Origin of the sequence: Chryseobacterium ginsenosidimutans (assembly GCF_039536845.1) — a bacterium.
Lineage (GTDB): Bacteria > Bacteroidota > Bacteroidia > Flavobacteriales > Weeksellaceae > Chryseobacterium > Chryseobacterium ginsenosidimutans_B.
Map to the genome: position 1 here is coordinate 154,265 of NZ_BAAAZJ010000005.1, position 18,041 is coordinate 172,305.

Genomic DNA, 18,041 nt, shown 5'->3' on the forward strand with positions numbered 1-18,041 from the left:
TATTTTATTTAAAGTCAATGATTTAAATTAATTTGAATAGGTTTTAATTTCTTCAATAAAATTAATATCAGGATTCAGAATTTCCTCGATTAAACTTTTAATAGACCTCATTGCATCATCAATATTCCCTTTTTCGAATTGTAAAGAGACCACACCTTTTCTCGCTTCAGCAAAACTCCAGATTCCTGTCTCGATTGGCAGTCCCCAAAATTCAGGGAGATTTTGAACCACATATTGATAAATACACAATTGCAATGCCTGTTTCCTCTCGCTGTTATGAAAATATTCATCAACATTGTTTTCATCGATTTTAACGGTAAGATTTTTAATTTTTGCTGTCTTATAATCGATAATTCTTAGAGTTCCATTTAATCTGTCAATTCTGTCAATGAAACCAAAGAAAGAAATTTTATCATTTTTATCAAAATAAAAATCGACATTTTCGAAGCGTTTTTCGATGTCTAGAATTTCTAATTTATTTCCTGTTTTTACCAATTCAAGATCATAGTTCAGGATGCTTTCGATTACTTTTTTGGCTATTGCTTTATGAATAAAATTCATTCCTTTTTCATAAAACTCAGGTTGATGTTTCAGCTTTTCGATAGCTGTTTCAATATATTTATCTATTGCTTTAATTGATTCTTTTAAATCATTATCTTTTAACACTTTACCTTTCAATACTTCATAAACCTCTTGAAGTGTATAGTGAACTAAATTTCCATAATTTTTAACCGACAATTCCTCTTCAATTTCATCATTTTCTGAGGTCTTTAAAATCTTAGAAAGATAAAAATCGATCGGGTTGTAAAGGTAACTTGTAAGGTGTGAAGCAGAGACTTTTTCCTTCCATTTTTCCAATCTTTCCAGAACAATATCTGTCTTAGAAATTTCGATGGGCTGAGTAATAATTGGTTCGGAAGAATTCTCAATAATTAAATGTTCGATTTTGTGAGAACTCTCCATTTCGATTTGGGTAATAAATCTACTCTTCTCGCCTGTATTAACACCTGAACTTAAAGCATTAAACAATAAGTGAACATTTTTAGAATCCTGAATCAGTCTGTAAAAATGATACGCGTAAATACTGTCATTTTCCAGGAAAGTATGAAGATCAAAAAATCTCCTGATATCAAAAGGAATGTAAGTGTTTTGTGAATTTCCGAGTGGTAATTTTCCTTCATTTACTGAAAGCAGAATAACATTTTCAAAATTTAGCAGACGGGTTTCCAACAATCCCATGATTTGTAATCCCTGCAAAGGTTCTCCTTGAAAATCAATACTTTCCGAACTAATGTGCTGATTGATCAAAATTTCCAATGTTTCCATCTTGATCTCAAACTGATAAGGCGATAACTGGTTCTTGATTATCCTAAATGAATTTTCGAAATGAGATACATTTTCATATTGAATATCATCTATTTCCAGCCATTTTACTTTCTTACAAAACGCAATTAATGAATCTAAATAAATACTTGCAGAATCAGCTTTTTGAAGTAAATTAAAATAGGACAGTTCACCCAAAAGTTCATGAAATAACTTCCTGGAGATATAAACAATATTTCTTTCCTCTATTTTCGCTTTAAACTGAGTGATAATCAACTCATCTTCAATAGATTTCGGAAGCTCTTCAAGAATCGGAAATACATCCCTGTAATAATAGGAAGATTTATTCTTTTCTAATTGTTTCTGGAGATAAAAAAGTTGTTTTACAGCATTAGAAAATGAGAGATTCTTCAAAGGAAATCCCATCGTAATATTCAGATTCTGAACACCGTACATTACATCCAGACTGGCAGGAAGAAGATTTTCGTCCAATAAAACGACAGCGGTATTGGAATAGGTTTTATTTTCTATTTCTTTGAAAATTTCAGGTAAAATTTTCGTTTGGGCAACGTTTCCTGAAACTTCATAGACTTTTATATTTTTAGGCTGGTTAAAATCATCTTCAATCCATTGGAAAGCACGGTGATCGTCAAATTCTTTCCATGTTTTATGATTTCTTAGAAATTTTCCGGCTTCCTGTCTTTCATCATCAAAATAATAATGATCTGCCTGAAAAAAACATTGCCCTCTATCCCATTGCAAAAGGCTTCTTACGAGTTTTTCTTCAACCGGAGTAAAGGCATTAAACCCACAAAAAACGAATTTTTCTTTCGTATTTTTAGCAAAATCAACAATTTTAGCTTTTGCCGTTTCATGAATCATTCCGGAGGTTGCCCAATTTTTTTCCTGTAGTTTTTTCTTTAAAACAGGAAGAAAAACAGTCATATTTTTCCAGAAATTAAGAAACTTTTTTCTCGGGACATCGTCATCTTCTCCCAAATCCTGCGCCCATTCTTTGATCCTTTCTTCATCAAACATGTATTGCAAAACAGCTTCATCACTATCCGAAAATTTTAAAATATCGTCCCAATCTTTCTGCAAAGTGGGAAACCATTTCAAAAAATCAGCAAAATCATCATTGGGAATAAGATTCAGGCTTTTGTAAACATCGAAGGCAAAAAGCCACAAAGAAATCCCCTGAATAGCTTGCTTGTCGGCAATCCTGTCGATTAATTCTTCAATAGTAAAAAAGTTGGGCAGAAATCCCGAATAATTATTTTCCTCTAAGATTCTCCGGATAAAAACGATGGGACGTTTTCCGGGCAGAACGATATTAAACTCAGAAAGATCCGTGTTTTGGGCTAATAACTCGTTGATTATTTTATTGAGGAATTTCAAGACGCTTTATAGCTTTTAAAATTTTCTAATTCTTCAGCAATAATACGATTATATTCTGATTGTTTCTCCTCGATGATGCCATTCTTGGTTTCACCGTCGTAAGCTCTTTGAAAATCCTGGTATTCTTTAAGAATTCTGTTGTAAATCTCTTTAAAATATTTATCGAAATCCATTCCTGTTTTTACTTTTTCTGCAACTTCTTTTCTCAGTTTTCTTGAAAAAACTTCAGCTACATCAAAATGCTTTTGTTCGTGCAACAAGACATAATCATTAATTTTTTTTACGTCTTTCCACGATTTATTTTCATTAAAAACCGTTTCAATTTTAATTTTAATCGCAGATTTTGGATTTGAAGATCTAACGTAAGAATAGATCCAGCCACAGTTGGTATAAGCCACTACATTTTCACCCCGCTGATTATTTATTTTGCTTTTAAAGTTGCTCCATTTTAATTTTCCGCTTTCCGTCCAATATATTTTTTGTCCGAATAAAACATTGGTAATCAGAAAACAAGCTACAAAAATCCCTTTCATTTATTTTTACTCAACTACAATTGTTTTGGTGATCCAGTTTGTACCACCGTTCCAGAATTTAAAAGTGTATGTACCGGTTTGTTGCGGACTAAAATTGATTTGACTTGGTGCCGTATAACTTCCCTGCGTACAAGGTCCGTTTGTAATATATTTATAAGCCGTAACCGTTCTTGTGGAATTGTCTGTATGAATATAATCGTAACCATAAAAACCCTCACAATGAGACGGATATGTAGAATAAGTCTTAATACTCTGAACTGTAAAAACGTCCATCGTATCATTGATAATTTTTACGCTGTCGATTTTAATTTTATCAATAGATTCTATCGTCTGATAGTCGTCATCGTCGTTACATGAAGTAAAAAATAATCCTAAAACCACTGCAGAAAACCCAATATGGAAAAACTTTTTCATAACTACAAAATTTTGATTATTAGTAAAATTTTAGCAAAAATTATTCCTTAATTATGTTAAATTAAGAATTAAAATTACCTTTTGACAGATACACTACTTTTTTCGTATCATAAAATTCTTCATCAAAATAGTTTTTAAGGCTGAAAATTTCACATTTCAGTCCGGCGAGTTCTTCTGCAAGATCTCCGCCTTTTAAATATAAAATTCCGTTGTGTTTAGGGTTAAACTGCTCCTTTTCAAATTTACCCTTCAGCCATCTCAGGAATTCCGGCATTTGTGTTACTGCACGACTTACTACAAAATGGAATTTTTCCTTTAATTTTTCTGCTCTTCCGTGAATTCCGGTTACGTTTTTTAATCCAATTCCTTCTGCAACAGCATTTACAACCGTTATTTTTTTACCTATCGAATCAATCAATGTAAATTCTGATTCAGGAAATAAAATCGCCAAAGGAATTCCCGGAAAACCACCTCCTGTTCCGATATCCAAAACCTTTGTACCCGGCGCAAATTCCATCACTTTTGCAATTCCCAAAGAGTGTAAAATATGCTTTTCGTACAGAGATTCCATATCTTTTCTTGAAATCACATTGATTTTTTCGTTCCATTCATTGTATAAATTCTCCAATTTATTGAACTGATCAATCTGTGTTTCTGTAAGATCCGGAAAGTATTTTAATAGTAACGTTGTAGACATATGAAATATTATAAAAAGCAAAAATAAGTTTTTTATCAGCTTTATTCAAATCTGTTTTACATATCGAAAAATAAAAGACTGCCAATTAACAGTCTTCTGTATTTAATCTTTCTCAATATAGTTATTGGTTCTTTTTAATAATCTTGAAATTTTCTCATCCAGTTTTCCGGATTTCATGTCATTAGTTCCAAGTTGAGCAATATAACCATCTTTCAATTGAATATCAGCTTTTCCGATTTGTTTATTGATGCTTATGCTTTCAACATCATCATTGCTGAAAGTGAAACTATTCATCGTTTTTTTATACTCTGCAAAGGTCATTTGTTTATTTGATTTGGGTAAAAAAGAGAAAATACCGTTGATTTTTTTGATCTGAATTAAATTAAAAACATGGTCATTTTCAGAATCTTTAAGGCTTACAACAAGTCCGGGAAGTCCCGAAAATTTGTACGGACCGTCACTCACAGGATAATCTTTACTGAACCAGGCTTCCCAAATTCTGCCCTTGTAATTTGCCGTAGCTTTTTGACAATTGATATTGTTGATCTTTAAAAATTCTTTCTGAATGTTCCATTTCGGAGCTTCATTATCCGCAACTAATAAATTGACTGTCTTGAATTTATCATAAAAATTCATTGTCTTTTTTAAGTAATCTTTTTCTATAATATAGCTCAGATTCTGATCATAACTTTTAGCCGAAAGCAAATCCTTATAATTCTTACTCGCAGTGTAAGCCGAATCTCTTTCATACTTCGCCGAATTATAGAAATAAGATTTTTTTCCGTCCGTATCAAGATTCATGTAATCGGTAATAATAGAATCTTTTTTATTGACATCAGGTTTCATTTTGTACTCGTAAACAAACCGATAGTTTTGAGCGGAAACAAAAGACATTAGGAATAGGAAAAGTAATTTGTACATTGTTTTTTGTTTGGTGTTTAATATTTCTCCGAATAACTACAAACATAGTGATAAACTTCAACCTGAACAAAAAACCTATAAACTAGTTTTATTTTAATTTTCCGACAAATGGTTTTTATTATATATTTGTTAAAATAGAAATAATTTAAATGAATAAACTTTCAGATAGAGTAAATAGACTGGGTTACTCACAAACTTTTGTAATGTCGAATAAGGCTAGAGAAATGAAAGCCAACGGAATAGATGTCATCAGCCTAACTTTGGGCGAACCCGATTTCGATGTTCCGGACAATATAAAACAGGCGGCTTTCGATGCCATTAATGAAAACTATAGTCACTACTCTCCTGTTCCAGGATTCTTAGAACTTCGTGAAGCAATTGCTCACAAACTTAAAAGAGACAACAATTTAGAATACAAACCTTCACAAATCTGTGTTTCAAATGGCGCAAAACAGGCAATTATCAATGTTTTAGCGGCAATCATTAATGATGGAGATGAAGTTATCCTTCCAAATCCGTATTGGGTAAGCTATGATGAAATGGTAAAAATGATGGGTGGAAATTCTGTAATGTTACCAACTTCGTATGTTACTGATTTTAAAATCACTGCAGAACAATTAGAAGAAGCGATTACCGATAAAACAAAAGCGGTACTTTTCAGTTCGCCTTGTAATCCTTCAGGCGGATATTACACCTATGATGAATTAAAATCTATCGCAAAAGTTATTGCTAAATATCCTCACGTAACGATAATTTCAGACGAAATCTACGAATACATCAACTACGAAACGAAAACAACTTCAATCGCACAGTTTCCAGAAGTTTACGAACAAACAGCCGTAATCAACGGAATGTCAAAAGCTTTTGCAATGACAGGCTGGAGAATCGGATATTCTGCGTGTCCGGAATGGTTGGCAAAAGCATGCGAAAAAGTTCAGGGACAAATGACAAGCGGTGCAAATACTGTTGCACAAAGAGCTTCAATTGTAGCTTTAAAAGCAGATCCTTCGGAATATAAATATATGATTGATGCTTTTAAAGTAAGAAGAGATCTTGTTTATGATTTAATGAAAGAAATTCCTGGTTTTAAAGTTGTTTTACCAAAAGCTGCATTCTATTTCTTCCCGGATATCTCCCATTATATCGGAAAAACGTTGGATGGAGTTGAAATTAAAGATTCTGATGATTTCGCAATGTTTATTTTAGAAAATGCCCATGTTGGCTGCGTTGGAGGTGTCTCTTTCGGAAGTCCGGAATGTATCAGATTTTCTTATGCCGCTTCTGAAGAAGAATTAAGAGAAGCGATGAGAAGAATGAAAGATTTATTGGATAAATTCAATTAATCAAATTTTAATGTCAACTAGAAATCTGTTTAATCTTTTATTTTGATAGTTGGAAATCGCAAAGACGCAAAACAATATTTATAAAAATGTTTTAAGGCGCAAGGATTTTATCTACGATAAAATTTCTCCTGTTGCTGAAAATCTTCTGTCGCACTGAAGCCTGTCGAAGTGTTTTGCGCTTTAAAAACTGTATAATATAAAAAACTTTGCGCCTCTGCGATTTTCAACAAAAAAGAGTTATAAATTTTCAATAAAAATTTAAATAGGTTTTAAGTAAAAATAAATAATAATCAAAACACTGAACAAACATTAATTAACATGAATTTTTTAAAGAGAATCACAATTGCGACAAGCATTGCAGCAGCCAGTTTCTGCGGATATGCTTACGGACAGGATTTCCAATGGAAAGAAGCACAATCGAATGGCTACACTTATAAATATGTAACCAACGATCCTACTTCAGCGAGATATTATACATTAAAAAACGGATTGACGGTAATTTTAAGTCCGACTAAAAAAGATCCCAGAATCCAGACTTTTATCGCTACAAAAGCAGGAAGTAAAACCGATCCTGCAGATCATACAGGTTTGGCGCATTATCTTGAGCACATGCTTTTTAAAGGTACAGATCAATTCGGTTCTAAAGACTGGGCGAAAGAAAAACCGCTTTTGGACCAGATTGATGCCCTTTACGAAAAATACAATTCAACGAAAGACGAAGCAAAAAGAAAGGAAATTTATAAGGAAATCGATAAAGTTTCCGGTGAAGCTGCCAAATATGCCATTGCGAATGAATACGACAAAATGATGTCGGGAATGGGCGCAGACGGAACAAATGCCTTCACTTCTTACGAACAGACAGTTTATACGGAAGACATTCCTGCGAATGTAACGGATAAATTTCTGGCAGTTCAGGCAGAAAGATTCAGACAGCCGGTTTTAAGACTTTTCCATACAGAATTGGAAGCCGTTTATGAAGAAAAGAACAGAGGTCTTGATAATGACGGAAGAAAAGTTTTTGAAGCGATGTTTGCAGCCATGTTCCCTAATAACAATTACGGAAAACAAACAACGATCGGAACCGTAGAACATTTGAAAAACCCTTCATTAAAAGCAATCAGAGAATATTTTAACAATTATTATGTTCCGAACAATATGGGAATTATCATGTCGGGAGATTTTAATCCTGATGAAATGATTGCAAAGATCGATAAAGATTTTTCTTATATGAAAACCAAAACTGTTCCTGAATACAAACCGGGACAGGAAAGTCCGATCACAGCTCCAATTACGAGAGAAGTTTACGGTCCGAATCCTGAAAATGTAATGATCGGCTTCAGATTCCCGGGAGCAACAACGAAAGATGCAAGAATGCTGAATTTCATCGGAAGTATGCTGACCAACGGACAAGCCGGATTGATTGACCTTGATCTTGTTAAAAAACAAAAACTGCTGAGCGCCTATGCATTTCCGTATGTTTTAAAAGATTATTCGGCTCTTTTGTTACAAGGAAATCCAACCGAAGGACAGTCTTTGGATGAAGTAAAAACTTTATTACTTCAGGAAATAGACAAATTAAGAAAAGGAGAATTTTCTGATGATCTTCTTCAGTCAATCGTTAATAATGAGAAGAAAAATATCATCCAGAAGTATGAAAAATATTCTTCAAGAGCTGAATCTTTAATGGATGAATTCACTTCTGAAGTTGACCATAAAACTCAGCTTGAATACATTGAAGAAATCTCAAAACTGACGAAAAAAGATATCATGGATTTCGCTGCGAGATATCTTAAAGATAACAATTATGTAGCGGTTTATAAAAGAAAAGGAGAAGATAAAAACATCGTAAAAGTTGATAAACCAACCATTACTCCTGTTTCTGTAAACAGAGATGATCAGTCACCATTCCTTAAAAAAATCACTGAAATGCCGGAAAATCCGATCTCTCCGGTTTGGCTGAATTTTGATAAAGATATTGCTAAAAACAAGTTATCAAGTGTAGATGTACTTTCAGTAAAAAATACAGACAATGCGCTGTTCAGATTATATTACTACTTCGATTCAGGGAAATACAATAATAAAATCCTTCCTTTGGCTGCGGAATATCTTCAGTATTTAGGAACGAAAAGTAAATCTTCGGAAGCCATTAGTAAAGAGTTTTACAAATTGGCTTCAAGCTTTGATGTAAGTGCAGGAAACGAAGAAACTTATGTAACTTTAGAAGGTTTAAATGAAAATTTCGACAAAACAGCAGCTTTATTTGAAGACTTAATTAAAAATTGTCAGGCAGACCAAAAAGCTTTAGACTCATATAAAGCCAGATTGAAAAAAGCCAGAGCCAACGCAAAACAGAACAAAGGAACGATCATGAGCGGATTGAGAAGTTATGCTCAATATGGTCCTCAAAACCCGTTCAATAATGTGTTGAGTGATGCAGAATTGGAGGCTTTGAAAGCGGAAGATTTGATAAATGCTCTTCATGATCTGTTTAATTTTAAACATAAAGTTCTTTATTACGGTCCGAAATCAGGGAATGAAGTGACAGCTTCGTTAACGCCAATTCATAAGGTTTCGAATTCTTTGAAAGATATGCCTAAGTCTAAAACTTTTGTACAAATCCCGACAGATAAAAACAAAGTGCTGTTTGCACATTATGACATGGTTCAGGCAGAAGTTTTCTGGGTGAGAAACGGGGAAGCTTATAACTCAAGCATCACTCCTACCGTCAACTTATTCAACAACTATTTCGGTGGCGGAATGGGGTCTGTTGTGTTCCAGACAATCAGGGAATCGAAAGCTTTGGCTTATTCTACTTATTCCTATTTCTCGCTTCCAAGTAAAAAAGAAGATAAAGATATGATTATGGCGTATGTAGGAACTCAGGCGGATAAATTCAATGAGTCTACAACGGCAATGAACGAACTTTTAACGACGCTTCCAAAGTCTGACCAGTTATTCGAAACAGCAAAAAGCGGATTGAAAAAATCGATCGCTTCCGAAAGAATTACTCAGGACGGAATTATCTTCTCTTATCTTAGAGCACAAAAGCTTGGAAATAATACAGATATCAGAAAAAACACTTACGAGCAAGCTCCGAAACTAACGTTTGCTGATATTAATAATTTCCATGATAAGGAAATGAAAGGTAAAAACTACACCTACTGTCTTGTTGCTTCGCAAGATAAAGTGAATGAAGCCGATATGCAGAAACTCGGTGAAGTGAAGAAATTGAACCTGACTGAGATATTTGGTTATTAGAATAAATGAAAAGCAGCTATTTTTTAGCTGCTTTTTTATTTGCACACATCCTTTCTAATCACACGTTTCAATTTTACATTATTTACCTTCGTCTATAACCTTCAACATAAACTTTTTTTATATATGGGTAAAAACTTCCATATAGAGTAATTCCTTGATAAAAATTACCAATTTTGTCAAATTTCATATTAACAGTAAATGTTTGAGAAGTATTTGGCAACATTAGACTATCATATTTTGATACTTCGTTGCAAGAGCAAGGAGGTTTAACAACAAATGAAGTTAAGTTATGATGTCCCTTATTTTTAATAGTAATACTAACTAATTTACTATTACCTTCAATTGTATCCAAATCAATAAATTCGGGAATCTCTATTTTAGTTAATTGATTGTCTGGAATTTTGGATATTTTTTTATAAATTTCATCGCTATTCTTAAGATTAAAGTTGTTTGTACTTTTTACAATTTTCTCTTCCTTACAGGAAAGAAAAAAAATAAATATTACATATATATAATTTTTCATTTTTCAAAGATTCTAGAGATTATTGTAAGATTTTTAATTTATATAAATATCCATTGTTTTTTATTGACTTCCATTCCTTGTTTGTTGGATAAAACAAAAACATATCAGATTCATTATTTAATTTTAATGTTGCTGTCATTTTTTTGTTATTGGATTGATAGTAAAAAACAACAAAGAAGCCATTGTCAGGATATTTCATAATTCTTGGTAGTTCAATTTCCCATTTATTTTGATAAGTTTCAGACATATCTTTTTCAAAAGTTAAGATTGTTGAATCTTCATCAGGAAAACCTCCTAGATTAGGCATTATTTGAATTTGAATTTTCCCAGATAAATTTTTTATGGAAAATCTTTTATCAGGAAAAAAGGTAATTGATTTTACAAATGTCCTTTTTTTTGCACCTATTTTTATAAAAGTTGCTATATAATTATTTGGAAAAATATCTGCATAAACCTTTTGAGTTTCTCCACTTTTTATTATTTTCTCCTTCTTATTTCCAAGATTATCCCCAACTATATTAATCTCTTCAATTTCTTTTACTTTGTCAAAGAAAAATAGTGAGTCATTTCCTATTGCAAAATCTAGTAGTTTCTGATTAAAGAGGATTTTATCAGATATTGCAGGTTTATAATCTTTAAAAGTATTTTTATTTATTATAATATTTTTATTGTTTCTTATAATAGTAACTTCATCAAAAATTTTTCCGTCTGAGTCTCTTACGAAGGTTTGAGAATAAAAATAACAAGAAAAGAATAAAAAGGAAAGGGAAATAATTTCCCTTTTCCAAATGTAATTAAGAATTTTAAATGAGTGCATTAGCAACTTGTATATCTAATTTCTGTACTTTCACTTATACCAATCCAAAACACATAATGAGTAACGGTTACTTCACATCCACATTGTGCTGTTCCATCTGCTTGTATTAATCCAGTTGGTGAACAACCTCCATATCCAGTAATTTCACTACCCCAAAATCTGCGTGATGTTGTAGATTCAGTGTTTCCATCATCAAATGAGCTTAATGTAAATACAGACGCTAATCCTAATGCACCGATTAAAAACTTTTTTTTCATAATAATTTATTTTTTCATGTTTCCTACTTATTTTGTATAAATCTTCAACAGAGAAGAATTTAACTTTCCTTACGGAGGCAGGTTTTCGGCTTATTCCTACCTTTCATATTGCGCAATATAACTTTATATAGACCCGATAAACAGATCTATTATATTTTTTATAATGGCTGTTCTGAAAAGTAGAAAGAGCCATTTGTGTTTTTTTAGGGATTCAAATATAGAATCAATTTGTCTCTAAACGACAATCGATTTTAAATTATTGTATATATTTTAAAACTATTTTTTTATGTTAAATACTAAGTTTTCAAATACAAACTTATTTGTTATTGAACAATATAAGATTAGAAAAAGTCCTGAAAATTCAGGGCGTTTTTATTTTAAGGATATTTTATGGCTTCAGAAAGTTCTATAGGATTGTTATGATTTTTTATAAATTTTTGTTTTTCTTTTGTCATTTGATTAATATTTGGCTTATTGAGTTCTCCTGAAGAATTCTCTATTAAAACTCCATCATTACGCATTTCTTTGTACGGATCATTATAACGATCTAAACATATTTTATCAAATTCTTTTTTAGAAACATTAATCACATTCGAATCATCAAAAAAATTAATTTTATGCGAAGAGGAATTATGTAAAGATATTAATTCAAATAGGTAATTTTTTTTTGAATCTTCCATATATAGTATAGCTCCAGGTAACCCTTCAAAAACATATGGACCAAAATTTAACGGGATTTCTTTTGTAAACCACGCAATCCAGTTTCTTCCCTTGTATTTTAGTTGGGCTTTTTGACAGGTATAATTATTAATCTTCTTTATTTCTTTTAATATTTCCCAGTTAAAGTTATTTTTAATTTCATCTAATTGATAAATAGTATTGTTAGGCGGAAAATTATAAAATTTACTTATAGTTGATTTATCATTATTTTTAATAACAAAAAAATTAGAGTCAGGTATTGGTTGAAATGCTTCTTTTCCTAGTTTACTATTTATCTGATATATAGAATCGCTTTTATAAAAATCATATGAATAAAAGTTGGACAAACCTTCGTCTAATTCCAATAACATGTTCTTTGTTAATGTTTTATCCGCAGTAGAATCAGTTTTGTATATTAATTTATAAATAATCTTATAATGTTGAGAATAACTATCAATACTTATTAAAATAAATAGCAGTAAACAAAATCTAAGTAAATTTCTCATTTTTTATAAATTAAAGGAATGGTATGAAAATTTATACCATTCAAAATTATTTTTTTGTTATAACCACAATTTTTTTTCTGGATCAATTACTTTTCATAAGTTATGAATTCAATTTTTTTTATTTGTATTCAACTTTATGATTAAGTTCTATCGGATTGTTATTTTCTCTAATTATTCTTTTTAATTTGTCAGTTTCTTCTTTCATGTTTACAGAAACAGCATTTCCTGTTCCATCATCTTTTTTTACAGGAACTCCCATAGATTTCATACGTGCAAAAGGATCTGAATAATAATTTTCAGACAGTTTTTTAAATTGCTCCCAAGTTAATTCAGAGCCTTTATTTCTATAATAGACTTTACTGCTGCCATTTTTTATTTCAGTTAAACTAAAATTATAATCATTCTGATCATCTGAAATCTTAATAATCAAACCAGGCAAGCCACAAAAAATATAAGGTCCCTCCTGAATAGAAATTTCACTCGTAAACCAAGCTGTCCAATTTCTACCTCCATAATTAACCTTTGCCTTTTGAACATTGAAATTTGCGATTCTACTTTTTTCAGGTAAGAGTTCCCAATCAAGCCTCTCAGCGATTTTTATCGAATAGATATCTCTGTAAACAGTTTGAATACTTTTATATGTAACATTTTCAGTAAAATTCTTAGTAACATAAAGCTGATCTTCCAATGTCATTCCTCTTCCCAAGCCTAAACCTGTAATTGCAATAAGAGAATCAGATGTCCTATCATGTTCGGTTCTAAAAACAGAATTTTTGCCATTTTCTGAATCTAAAACCATTTTTTTTAAAGTAATACTATCCTTTTGTGGATTTGATTTATATTCTAAATCGTATTTGAACAGCTTATTTTGAGCAGAAATGTTATCAAAAAATATAATGATACAGAAGAACAGAAATTTTATAAGAAGTTTATTTTTTTTCATACTATAAATATAATCATCATATTAAATAATGAGGCATAAAATTTTTACGCCTCATATTTAAATTAATTTATTGACATCTATTTCCCCAATCATTAGGTCCAGGACCACATTGGAAAAATCCGCAAACAAGACCATATTGTCTGCATCCATCTTCTGTACCTCCACCTGTTGGTACACACATATCAGGACAATTACCTCCTAAACCTCCACCAGGTAATTTTCCTCCAATCATTGACTTCAATTCATTTCTCGAAAGTTTTTTAAAATTTTTCATAATTTAAATGTTTTAAAAATTAAAATTAATTTGTTACACTACAATTTTTTCCGGATCAATTGCTTGTCACAAAAATGAAAAATTCTTTATACCTTTACCAACCAAGAAATTAATTATTTTAATCAGAAAACTAATTAAATTGAACATGAATATTGGAACTAAGATCAAAAATTTAAGAGAAGAAAAACATCTGTCACAAAGTGAATTAGCTTTTGAATTAGGAGTTTCTCAAGGAACTTTACATAATATCGAAAGTGGAAATTCGAAAAAAGTAGATTTTTTACTAATGGATAAAGTTTGCCATTTTTTTGATAAGGATTTTGATTACTTTTTAGACGAAAAATATGTAAACAATGTTCATGAAAACAATGGACAGGTTGGTCAACATCAAAACAATGTTATAAACAATTTCCCGGAAAACTTTCTCGAAGAATTCAAAAAATTGGTTGAACAAAATCAAGCTAATGAAAAGATAATCGAAGATCTGAAAGACAAGCTCAATACGAAAGATTAAATAAACAAAAGCCCTGAATTCAGGGCTTTTTTATTAGGAATCATATCAAAAACAATTATAGATTTTATTTATTAATATTGATTTGTTCGATAGATGAAATGTTTTTATATTTGCACTAGAAAATTTAAATATAAAAACAAGGAAATTATGTCTTTAGTAGGAAAAAAATTCCCAAATGTAGCAGTAGACGCAATGTCTGAAATGGGTGACGATTTGAAAATCAACATCTTCGAAGAAGCAACAGCAAACCAACAAAAAGTTCTTTTATTCTGGTACCCGAAAGATTTTACTTTTGTTTGCCCGACTGAGCTTCACGCTTTTCAGGAAGCTTTAGGTGAATTCGAAAAAAGAAACACTAAAGTAATCGGAGCTTCTTGCGATACAAACGAAGTGCATTTTGCCTGGTTGAACGTATCGAAAGATAACGGTGGTATTGAAGGCGTAACTTACCCACTTTTGGCTGATACACACAGACAATTGGCAAATATGTTGGGAATTGTAGATCAGGATTTCGAATACAATGACGAAGGTGAAGAAGTTTTCACAGGTTCTAACGTAACTTACAGAGCAACTTATCTTATCGACGAAACAGGAAAAATTTTCCACGAGTCTGTAAACGATATGCCTTTGGGAAGAAACGTAAAAGAATATTTAAGATTAATCGACGCTTACACGCACGTTCAGAAGCACGGTGAAGTTTGCCCTGCAAACTGGGAAGAAGGAAAAGATGCTATGAAAGCTGACAGAACTTCTACTGCTGAATATTTAGCAAAAAACTAAAGTTTTAATGTAACAATGTAGCAATCTAACAGTATAACAATTTTAAGACTCGTTTTTCAATTGTTAGATTGGTAAATTATCAGATTGCTACATTGTTAAATTTTTCAAATTTAACTTATGTATACAGAATTAACAGAAGATACGCTGCAAAATATTGTAAGCGATAATGAAAAAGTTGTCGTACAATACGGAGCAACTTGGTGCGGAAACTGCAGAATCATGAAGCCGAAATTCAAAAAACTGGCATCTGAAAACGACAGCATTCCTTTCCTTTATGTAGATGCAGAAAAATTACCGGAAAGCAGAAAATTAGCAAAAGTTGACAACTTACCTACTTTCGCGATCTTCAAAAACGGAGAATTGGTGAATCAGGTTCAGTCTAACCAAGCTGAAAGTTTAATTAATTTATTTAATGAATTGTAATTATGAAATTACCCGTAATCAGACAATTTTATCAGAACCAAACTCCCGAAAACCTTGAAAAAACATTAGAAGTTTTGGAAAGTTTCTGCGAGTTCAGGGGAACAAGTGAAGAAGATCTAAACGTTGCAGGAGAGTTAATAACAAACATCTGCGGAGCTTTGGAAGTTCACGCCAACGTACAAAACGGAATGAGCGAAAAGGACGCTTTAAACTCATTTGCTCAAAAGGTTTTAGGATCGATTGATAAGTAATTACAGCATACACTTTTAATTACATAAAACTCACTGCTTTACGAATTTTACAATAAGGATACCACACATATATTAAGTGTTTCTAACGCTGTGGCAGGAGCTTATCAAGCAGATTATTTGATCAAAGTAACACCAGGTGCATTCCTGCCATCTAATATTTCTATTGCCGCGAACTCAAGGAATAGTTTTTTAATATCAAACACTACAGGTGCAACTGCACCAAGCATTTTCGGTTCACCAGCACAGCAGCAGCTAATACCTATTTTGTACAGGTATATGTAGCCCGAAACAATACACCAACTAATCCAAGTTTTTGGGGTACTGCAAACTGGTCTGTCAATATGTTCGTTACTAAATAAAAAAGCAAACACCCGATGAAATTTTCTATCGGGTGTTTTTTTTATGTTTATTAAAAATTCAATTAATTTCTCCTACTTCATCAGGATATGCTTTAAACTCTTTTATTCAATGTTATTCAATTGATAAATATTTTAGTTTATAATTGTTAAAATTTTAATACTTAACGAATTTATAATAAAAACACAGCAGTAAAGTAATTATTTTAATATTTAATTATTATTTAATGAAATTTAATAAATTAATAGTTAAATTTGATTAAATTAAATAACCAAATAATTACAATGACAAAATTAAACTTATCTGTAATATTAATCATTACATTAAGCTCTCTTTTTAGAGCTCAGGTTGGAATAGGAACATCTATCCCCGATAATTCGGCCATTTTACAACTAAATTCAACAAACAAAGGATTTCTACCTCCAAAAATACCTCTTATTAGCGCAACAGATGCAACAACAATTCCGACACCGGCAAATGGTTTAGTGGTTTATAATACCAGTACAACATTTGGCACTCAGGGACTTTATCTAAATGTTGGAACACCGGCAGCTCCCAGTTGGAGAGCTTTACAAATGCAGGCTGCGGGAGGTCCTATTATCGAATATAATAAAATAGTTACAGCACCTACTCCTACTGATTTCAATGCGCTTACAAATAACAATGTTAACTGGACCGAAATTACAGCATTAAGGAGTAGTTTCACCGCTTCCGCAGGAGCCAATATTAACGTCACTCTTAGTGGTATGGTGGATGTATCTAATGCGACACCAGTAGCCCTTCAGGCAGATTATCTGATAAAGATAACACCCGGTGCTGCACTATCATCCAGTATTCCTTATGCTTCGAACGGAAGAAATGGCTTTTTAATATCAACTACTTCAAGTACAAGCTCACCTGGTGTTTTTGGTTCCGCAGCCATTACTTATAGCAGTGGTATAACAGCACCTGCAGCTGACACGTATTTTGTACAGGCATATGTAGCCCGAAGCAATACTCCGACAAACTCAAACATATGGCTAGCCTCAAACTGGTCTGTCAATATGTTCGTTACCAAATAAAAAGCAAACACCCGATGAAATTTTCATCGGGTGTTTTTTTTATTATATATTACTAAAATTAATTAGCTTCTTCTGTTCATTAAGATACTCAAAATGTACCAGAACAAAAGCATAATGGAAGCAAATAATTGCAAAGAAGCTCCTACATATTGATTTGTTCCGTAAGAATCTTTCAGCTTACTTGTTTGATATAAAATCGTTGCAGAAGCCAAAATCACCATTCCTACAGAGAACCAAAGTCCAAGATTGAAACCGAAAAGCATTCCGCCAACGATTAATCCAAGTGAAATAAATCCTCCGATAACAATAATATTTCTAAGGAACGAAAAATCTCTTTTAGAAGTAAAAGCTACTGCAGAAATCCCGGCAAACATAGCAATCGTCAACATTGCAGCCTGATAGATTACCTGCGCTCCAGAATAAACCGTAGCAATATAAATTAATGGAAGAAAGATAACCGCTTCCAGTAAAATATAAAATCCAAGCCCAAAATACTGCGTTGATTTACTTTGAGAAAGTGACCATTTTGTAGCCAAAACCGAAGCCAGCCAAAATACTCCGATAATTAACAGCCAAGCAAATCTTTGTGCAAACATAGCAACAATCAACTGCTCAGGAACGGTTTTGATCAACACCGTTTCAACACCGATAAATGCAAGAATAGATAATGCAACGTGCAAATATGTTTTCTTGTAAAAACTAGCCTTTTCCACGTCTTTAGCGTGTGCGACTAAAACATCTGTCATCAT

At 32.0% G+C, this 18,041-nt stretch carries 19 protein-coding genes; 7 read left to right on the forward strand and 12 right to left on the reverse strand.

The window, feature by feature from the left end:
* Positions 1–27: 27 nt before the first annotated feature.
* The 5 genes from ABD745_RS07655 to ABD745_RS07675 all read right to left on the reverse strand — a co-directional run bounded on the left by ABD745_RS07655 (position 28) and on the right by ABD745_RS07675 (position 5,286).
* Positions 28–2,721, reverse strand: coding sequence for a PD-(D/E)XK nuclease family protein (locus ABD745_RS07655; RefSeq protein ID WP_344827598.1), 2,694 nt, complete (start codon positions 2,719–2,721; stop codon positions 28–30).
* Positions 2,718–3,254, reverse strand: a complete 537-nt coding sequence (locus ABD745_RS07660) for a DUF922 domain-containing protein (RefSeq protein ID WP_344827601.1) — start codon at positions 3,252–3,254, stop codon at positions 2,718–2,720. The genes ABD745_RS07655 and ABD745_RS07660 overlap by 4 nt, the downstream gene beginning before the upstream one ends.
* Positions 3,255–3,260: 6 nt before the next feature.
* The gene (locus tag ABD745_RS07665; protein WP_047402172.1) at positions 3,261–3,668 is read right to left on the reverse strand and encodes a hypothetical protein; all 408 of its coding nucleotides are present in this window, start codon (positions 3,666–3,668) and stop codon (positions 3,261–3,263) included.
* Positions 3,669–3,729: 61 nt separating this feature from the next.
* Positions 3,730–4,365: a 16S rRNA (guanine(527)-N(7))-methyltransferase RsmG gene (gene rsmG / locus ABD745_RS07670; protein WP_047402173.1), complete on the reverse strand. Its 636-nt coding sequence runs from the start codon at positions 4,363–4,365 to the stop codon at positions 3,730–3,732.
* A 102-nt stretch (positions 4,366–4,467) separates the two neighbouring features.
* Positions 4,468–5,286, reverse strand: coding sequence for a GLPGLI family protein (locus ABD745_RS07675; RefSeq protein WP_344827607.1), 819 nt, complete (start codon positions 5,284–5,286; stop codon positions 4,468–4,470).
* Positions 5,287–5,435: 149 nt separating this feature from the next.
* Between ABD745_RS07675 and ABD745_RS07680 the strand changes: the two genes are divergently transcribed.
* A complete protein-coding gene (locus ABD745_RS07680; protein WP_344827610.1) occupies positions 5,436–6,629 on the forward strand; it encodes a pyridoxal phosphate-dependent aminotransferase in 1,194 nt (397 codons plus the stop codon).
* 318 nt (positions 6,630–6,947) lie between these two features.
* A complete protein-coding gene (locus ABD745_RS07685; RefSeq protein ID WP_344827613.1) occupies positions 6,948–9,887 on the forward strand; it encodes a M16 family metallopeptidase in 2,940 nt (979 codons plus the stop codon).
* A gap of 82 nt (positions 9,888–9,969) precedes the next feature.
* Here ABD745_RS07685 and ABD745_RS07690 read toward each other — a convergent pair whose 3' ends face one another.
* The 6 genes from ABD745_RS07690 to ABD745_RS07715 all read right to left on the reverse strand — a co-directional run bounded on the left by ABD745_RS07690 (position 9,970) and on the right by ABD745_RS07715 (position 13,864).
* Positions 9,970–10,410, reverse strand: coding sequence for a DUF1573 domain-containing protein (locus tag ABD745_RS07690; protein WP_344827616.1), 441 nt, complete (start codon positions 10,408–10,410; stop codon positions 9,970–9,972).
* Between the two features lie 19 nt (positions 10,411–10,429).
* Positions 10,430–11,227, reverse strand: coding sequence for a hypothetical protein (locus ABD745_RS07695; RefSeq protein ID WP_344827618.1), 798 nt, complete (start codon positions 11,225–11,227; stop codon positions 10,430–10,432).
* Positions 11,227–11,484, reverse strand: coding sequence for a hypothetical protein (locus tag ABD745_RS07700; protein WP_344827621.1), 258 nt, complete (start codon positions 11,482–11,484; stop codon positions 11,227–11,229). The genes ABD745_RS07695 and ABD745_RS07700 overlap by 1 nt, the downstream gene beginning before the upstream one ends.
* A 377-nt stretch (positions 11,485–11,861) precedes the next feature.
* Positions 11,862–12,689, reverse strand: coding sequence for a GLPGLI family protein (locus tag ABD745_RS07705; protein ID WP_344827624.1), 828 nt, complete (start codon positions 12,687–12,689; stop codon positions 11,862–11,864).
* A 118-nt stretch (positions 12,690–12,807) separates the two neighbouring features.
* Positions 12,808–13,632 carry a GLPGLI family protein gene (locus ABD745_RS07710; protein ID WP_344827627.1) on the reverse strand — a complete coding sequence of 275 codons (825 nt, stop codon included), beginning with the start codon at positions 13,630–13,632 and terminating at the stop codon, positions 12,808–12,810.
* Positions 13,633–13,699: 67 nt separating this feature from the next.
* Positions 13,700–13,864: a hypothetical protein gene (locus tag ABD745_RS07715; RefSeq protein ID WP_344827630.1), complete on the reverse strand. Its 165-nt coding sequence runs from the start codon at positions 13,862–13,864 to the stop codon at positions 13,700–13,702.
* Between the two features lie 187 nt (positions 13,865–14,051).
* On the opposite strand from ABD745_RS07715, the gene ABD745_RS07720 reads away from it, so the two are divergent.
* The 5 genes from ABD745_RS07720 to ABD745_RS07740 all read left to right on the forward strand — a co-directional run bounded on the left by ABD745_RS07720 (position 14,052) and on the right by ABD745_RS07740 (position 17,292).
* Complete coding sequence (locus ABD745_RS07720; RefSeq protein ID WP_344827833.1) at positions 14,052–14,420, forward strand: helix-turn-helix domain-containing protein; 369 nt, start codon at positions 14,052–14,054, stop codon at positions 14,418–14,420.
* Between the two features lie 147 nt (positions 14,421–14,567).
* On the forward strand, positions 14,568–15,200 hold the full coding sequence (locus ABD745_RS07725; RefSeq protein ID WP_047402180.1) for a redoxin domain-containing protein: 633 nt from the start codon (positions 14,568–14,570) through the stop codon (positions 15,198–15,200).
* A 117-nt stretch (positions 15,201–15,317) separates the two neighbouring features.
* Positions 15,318–15,623 (forward strand): thioredoxin family protein, encoded by a 306-nt coding sequence (locus tag ABD745_RS07730; protein ID WP_047402181.1) that lies wholly within the window; start codon positions 15,318–15,320, stop codon positions 15,621–15,623.
* A 2-nt stretch (positions 15,624–15,625) separates the two neighbouring features.
* On the forward strand, positions 15,626–15,874 hold the full coding sequence (locus ABD745_RS07735; protein WP_002980002.1) for a DUF6952 family protein: 249 nt from the start codon (positions 15,626–15,628) through the stop codon (positions 15,872–15,874).
* 641 nt (positions 15,875–16,515) lie between these two features.
* Entirely contained in the window at positions 16,516–17,292 is a 777-nt protein-coding gene (locus tag ABD745_RS07740; RefSeq protein WP_344827640.1) for a hypothetical protein, read from the forward strand.
* Between the two features lie 62 nt (positions 17,293–17,354).
* On the opposite strand, the gene ABD745_RS07745 is transcribed toward ABD745_RS07740, so the two are convergent.
* Positions 17,355–18,041 carry a Bax inhibitor-1/YccA family protein gene (locus ABD745_RS07745; RefSeq protein WP_344827643.1) on the reverse strand — a complete coding sequence of 229 codons (687 nt, stop codon included), beginning with the start codon at positions 18,039–18,041 and terminating at the stop codon, positions 17,355–17,357.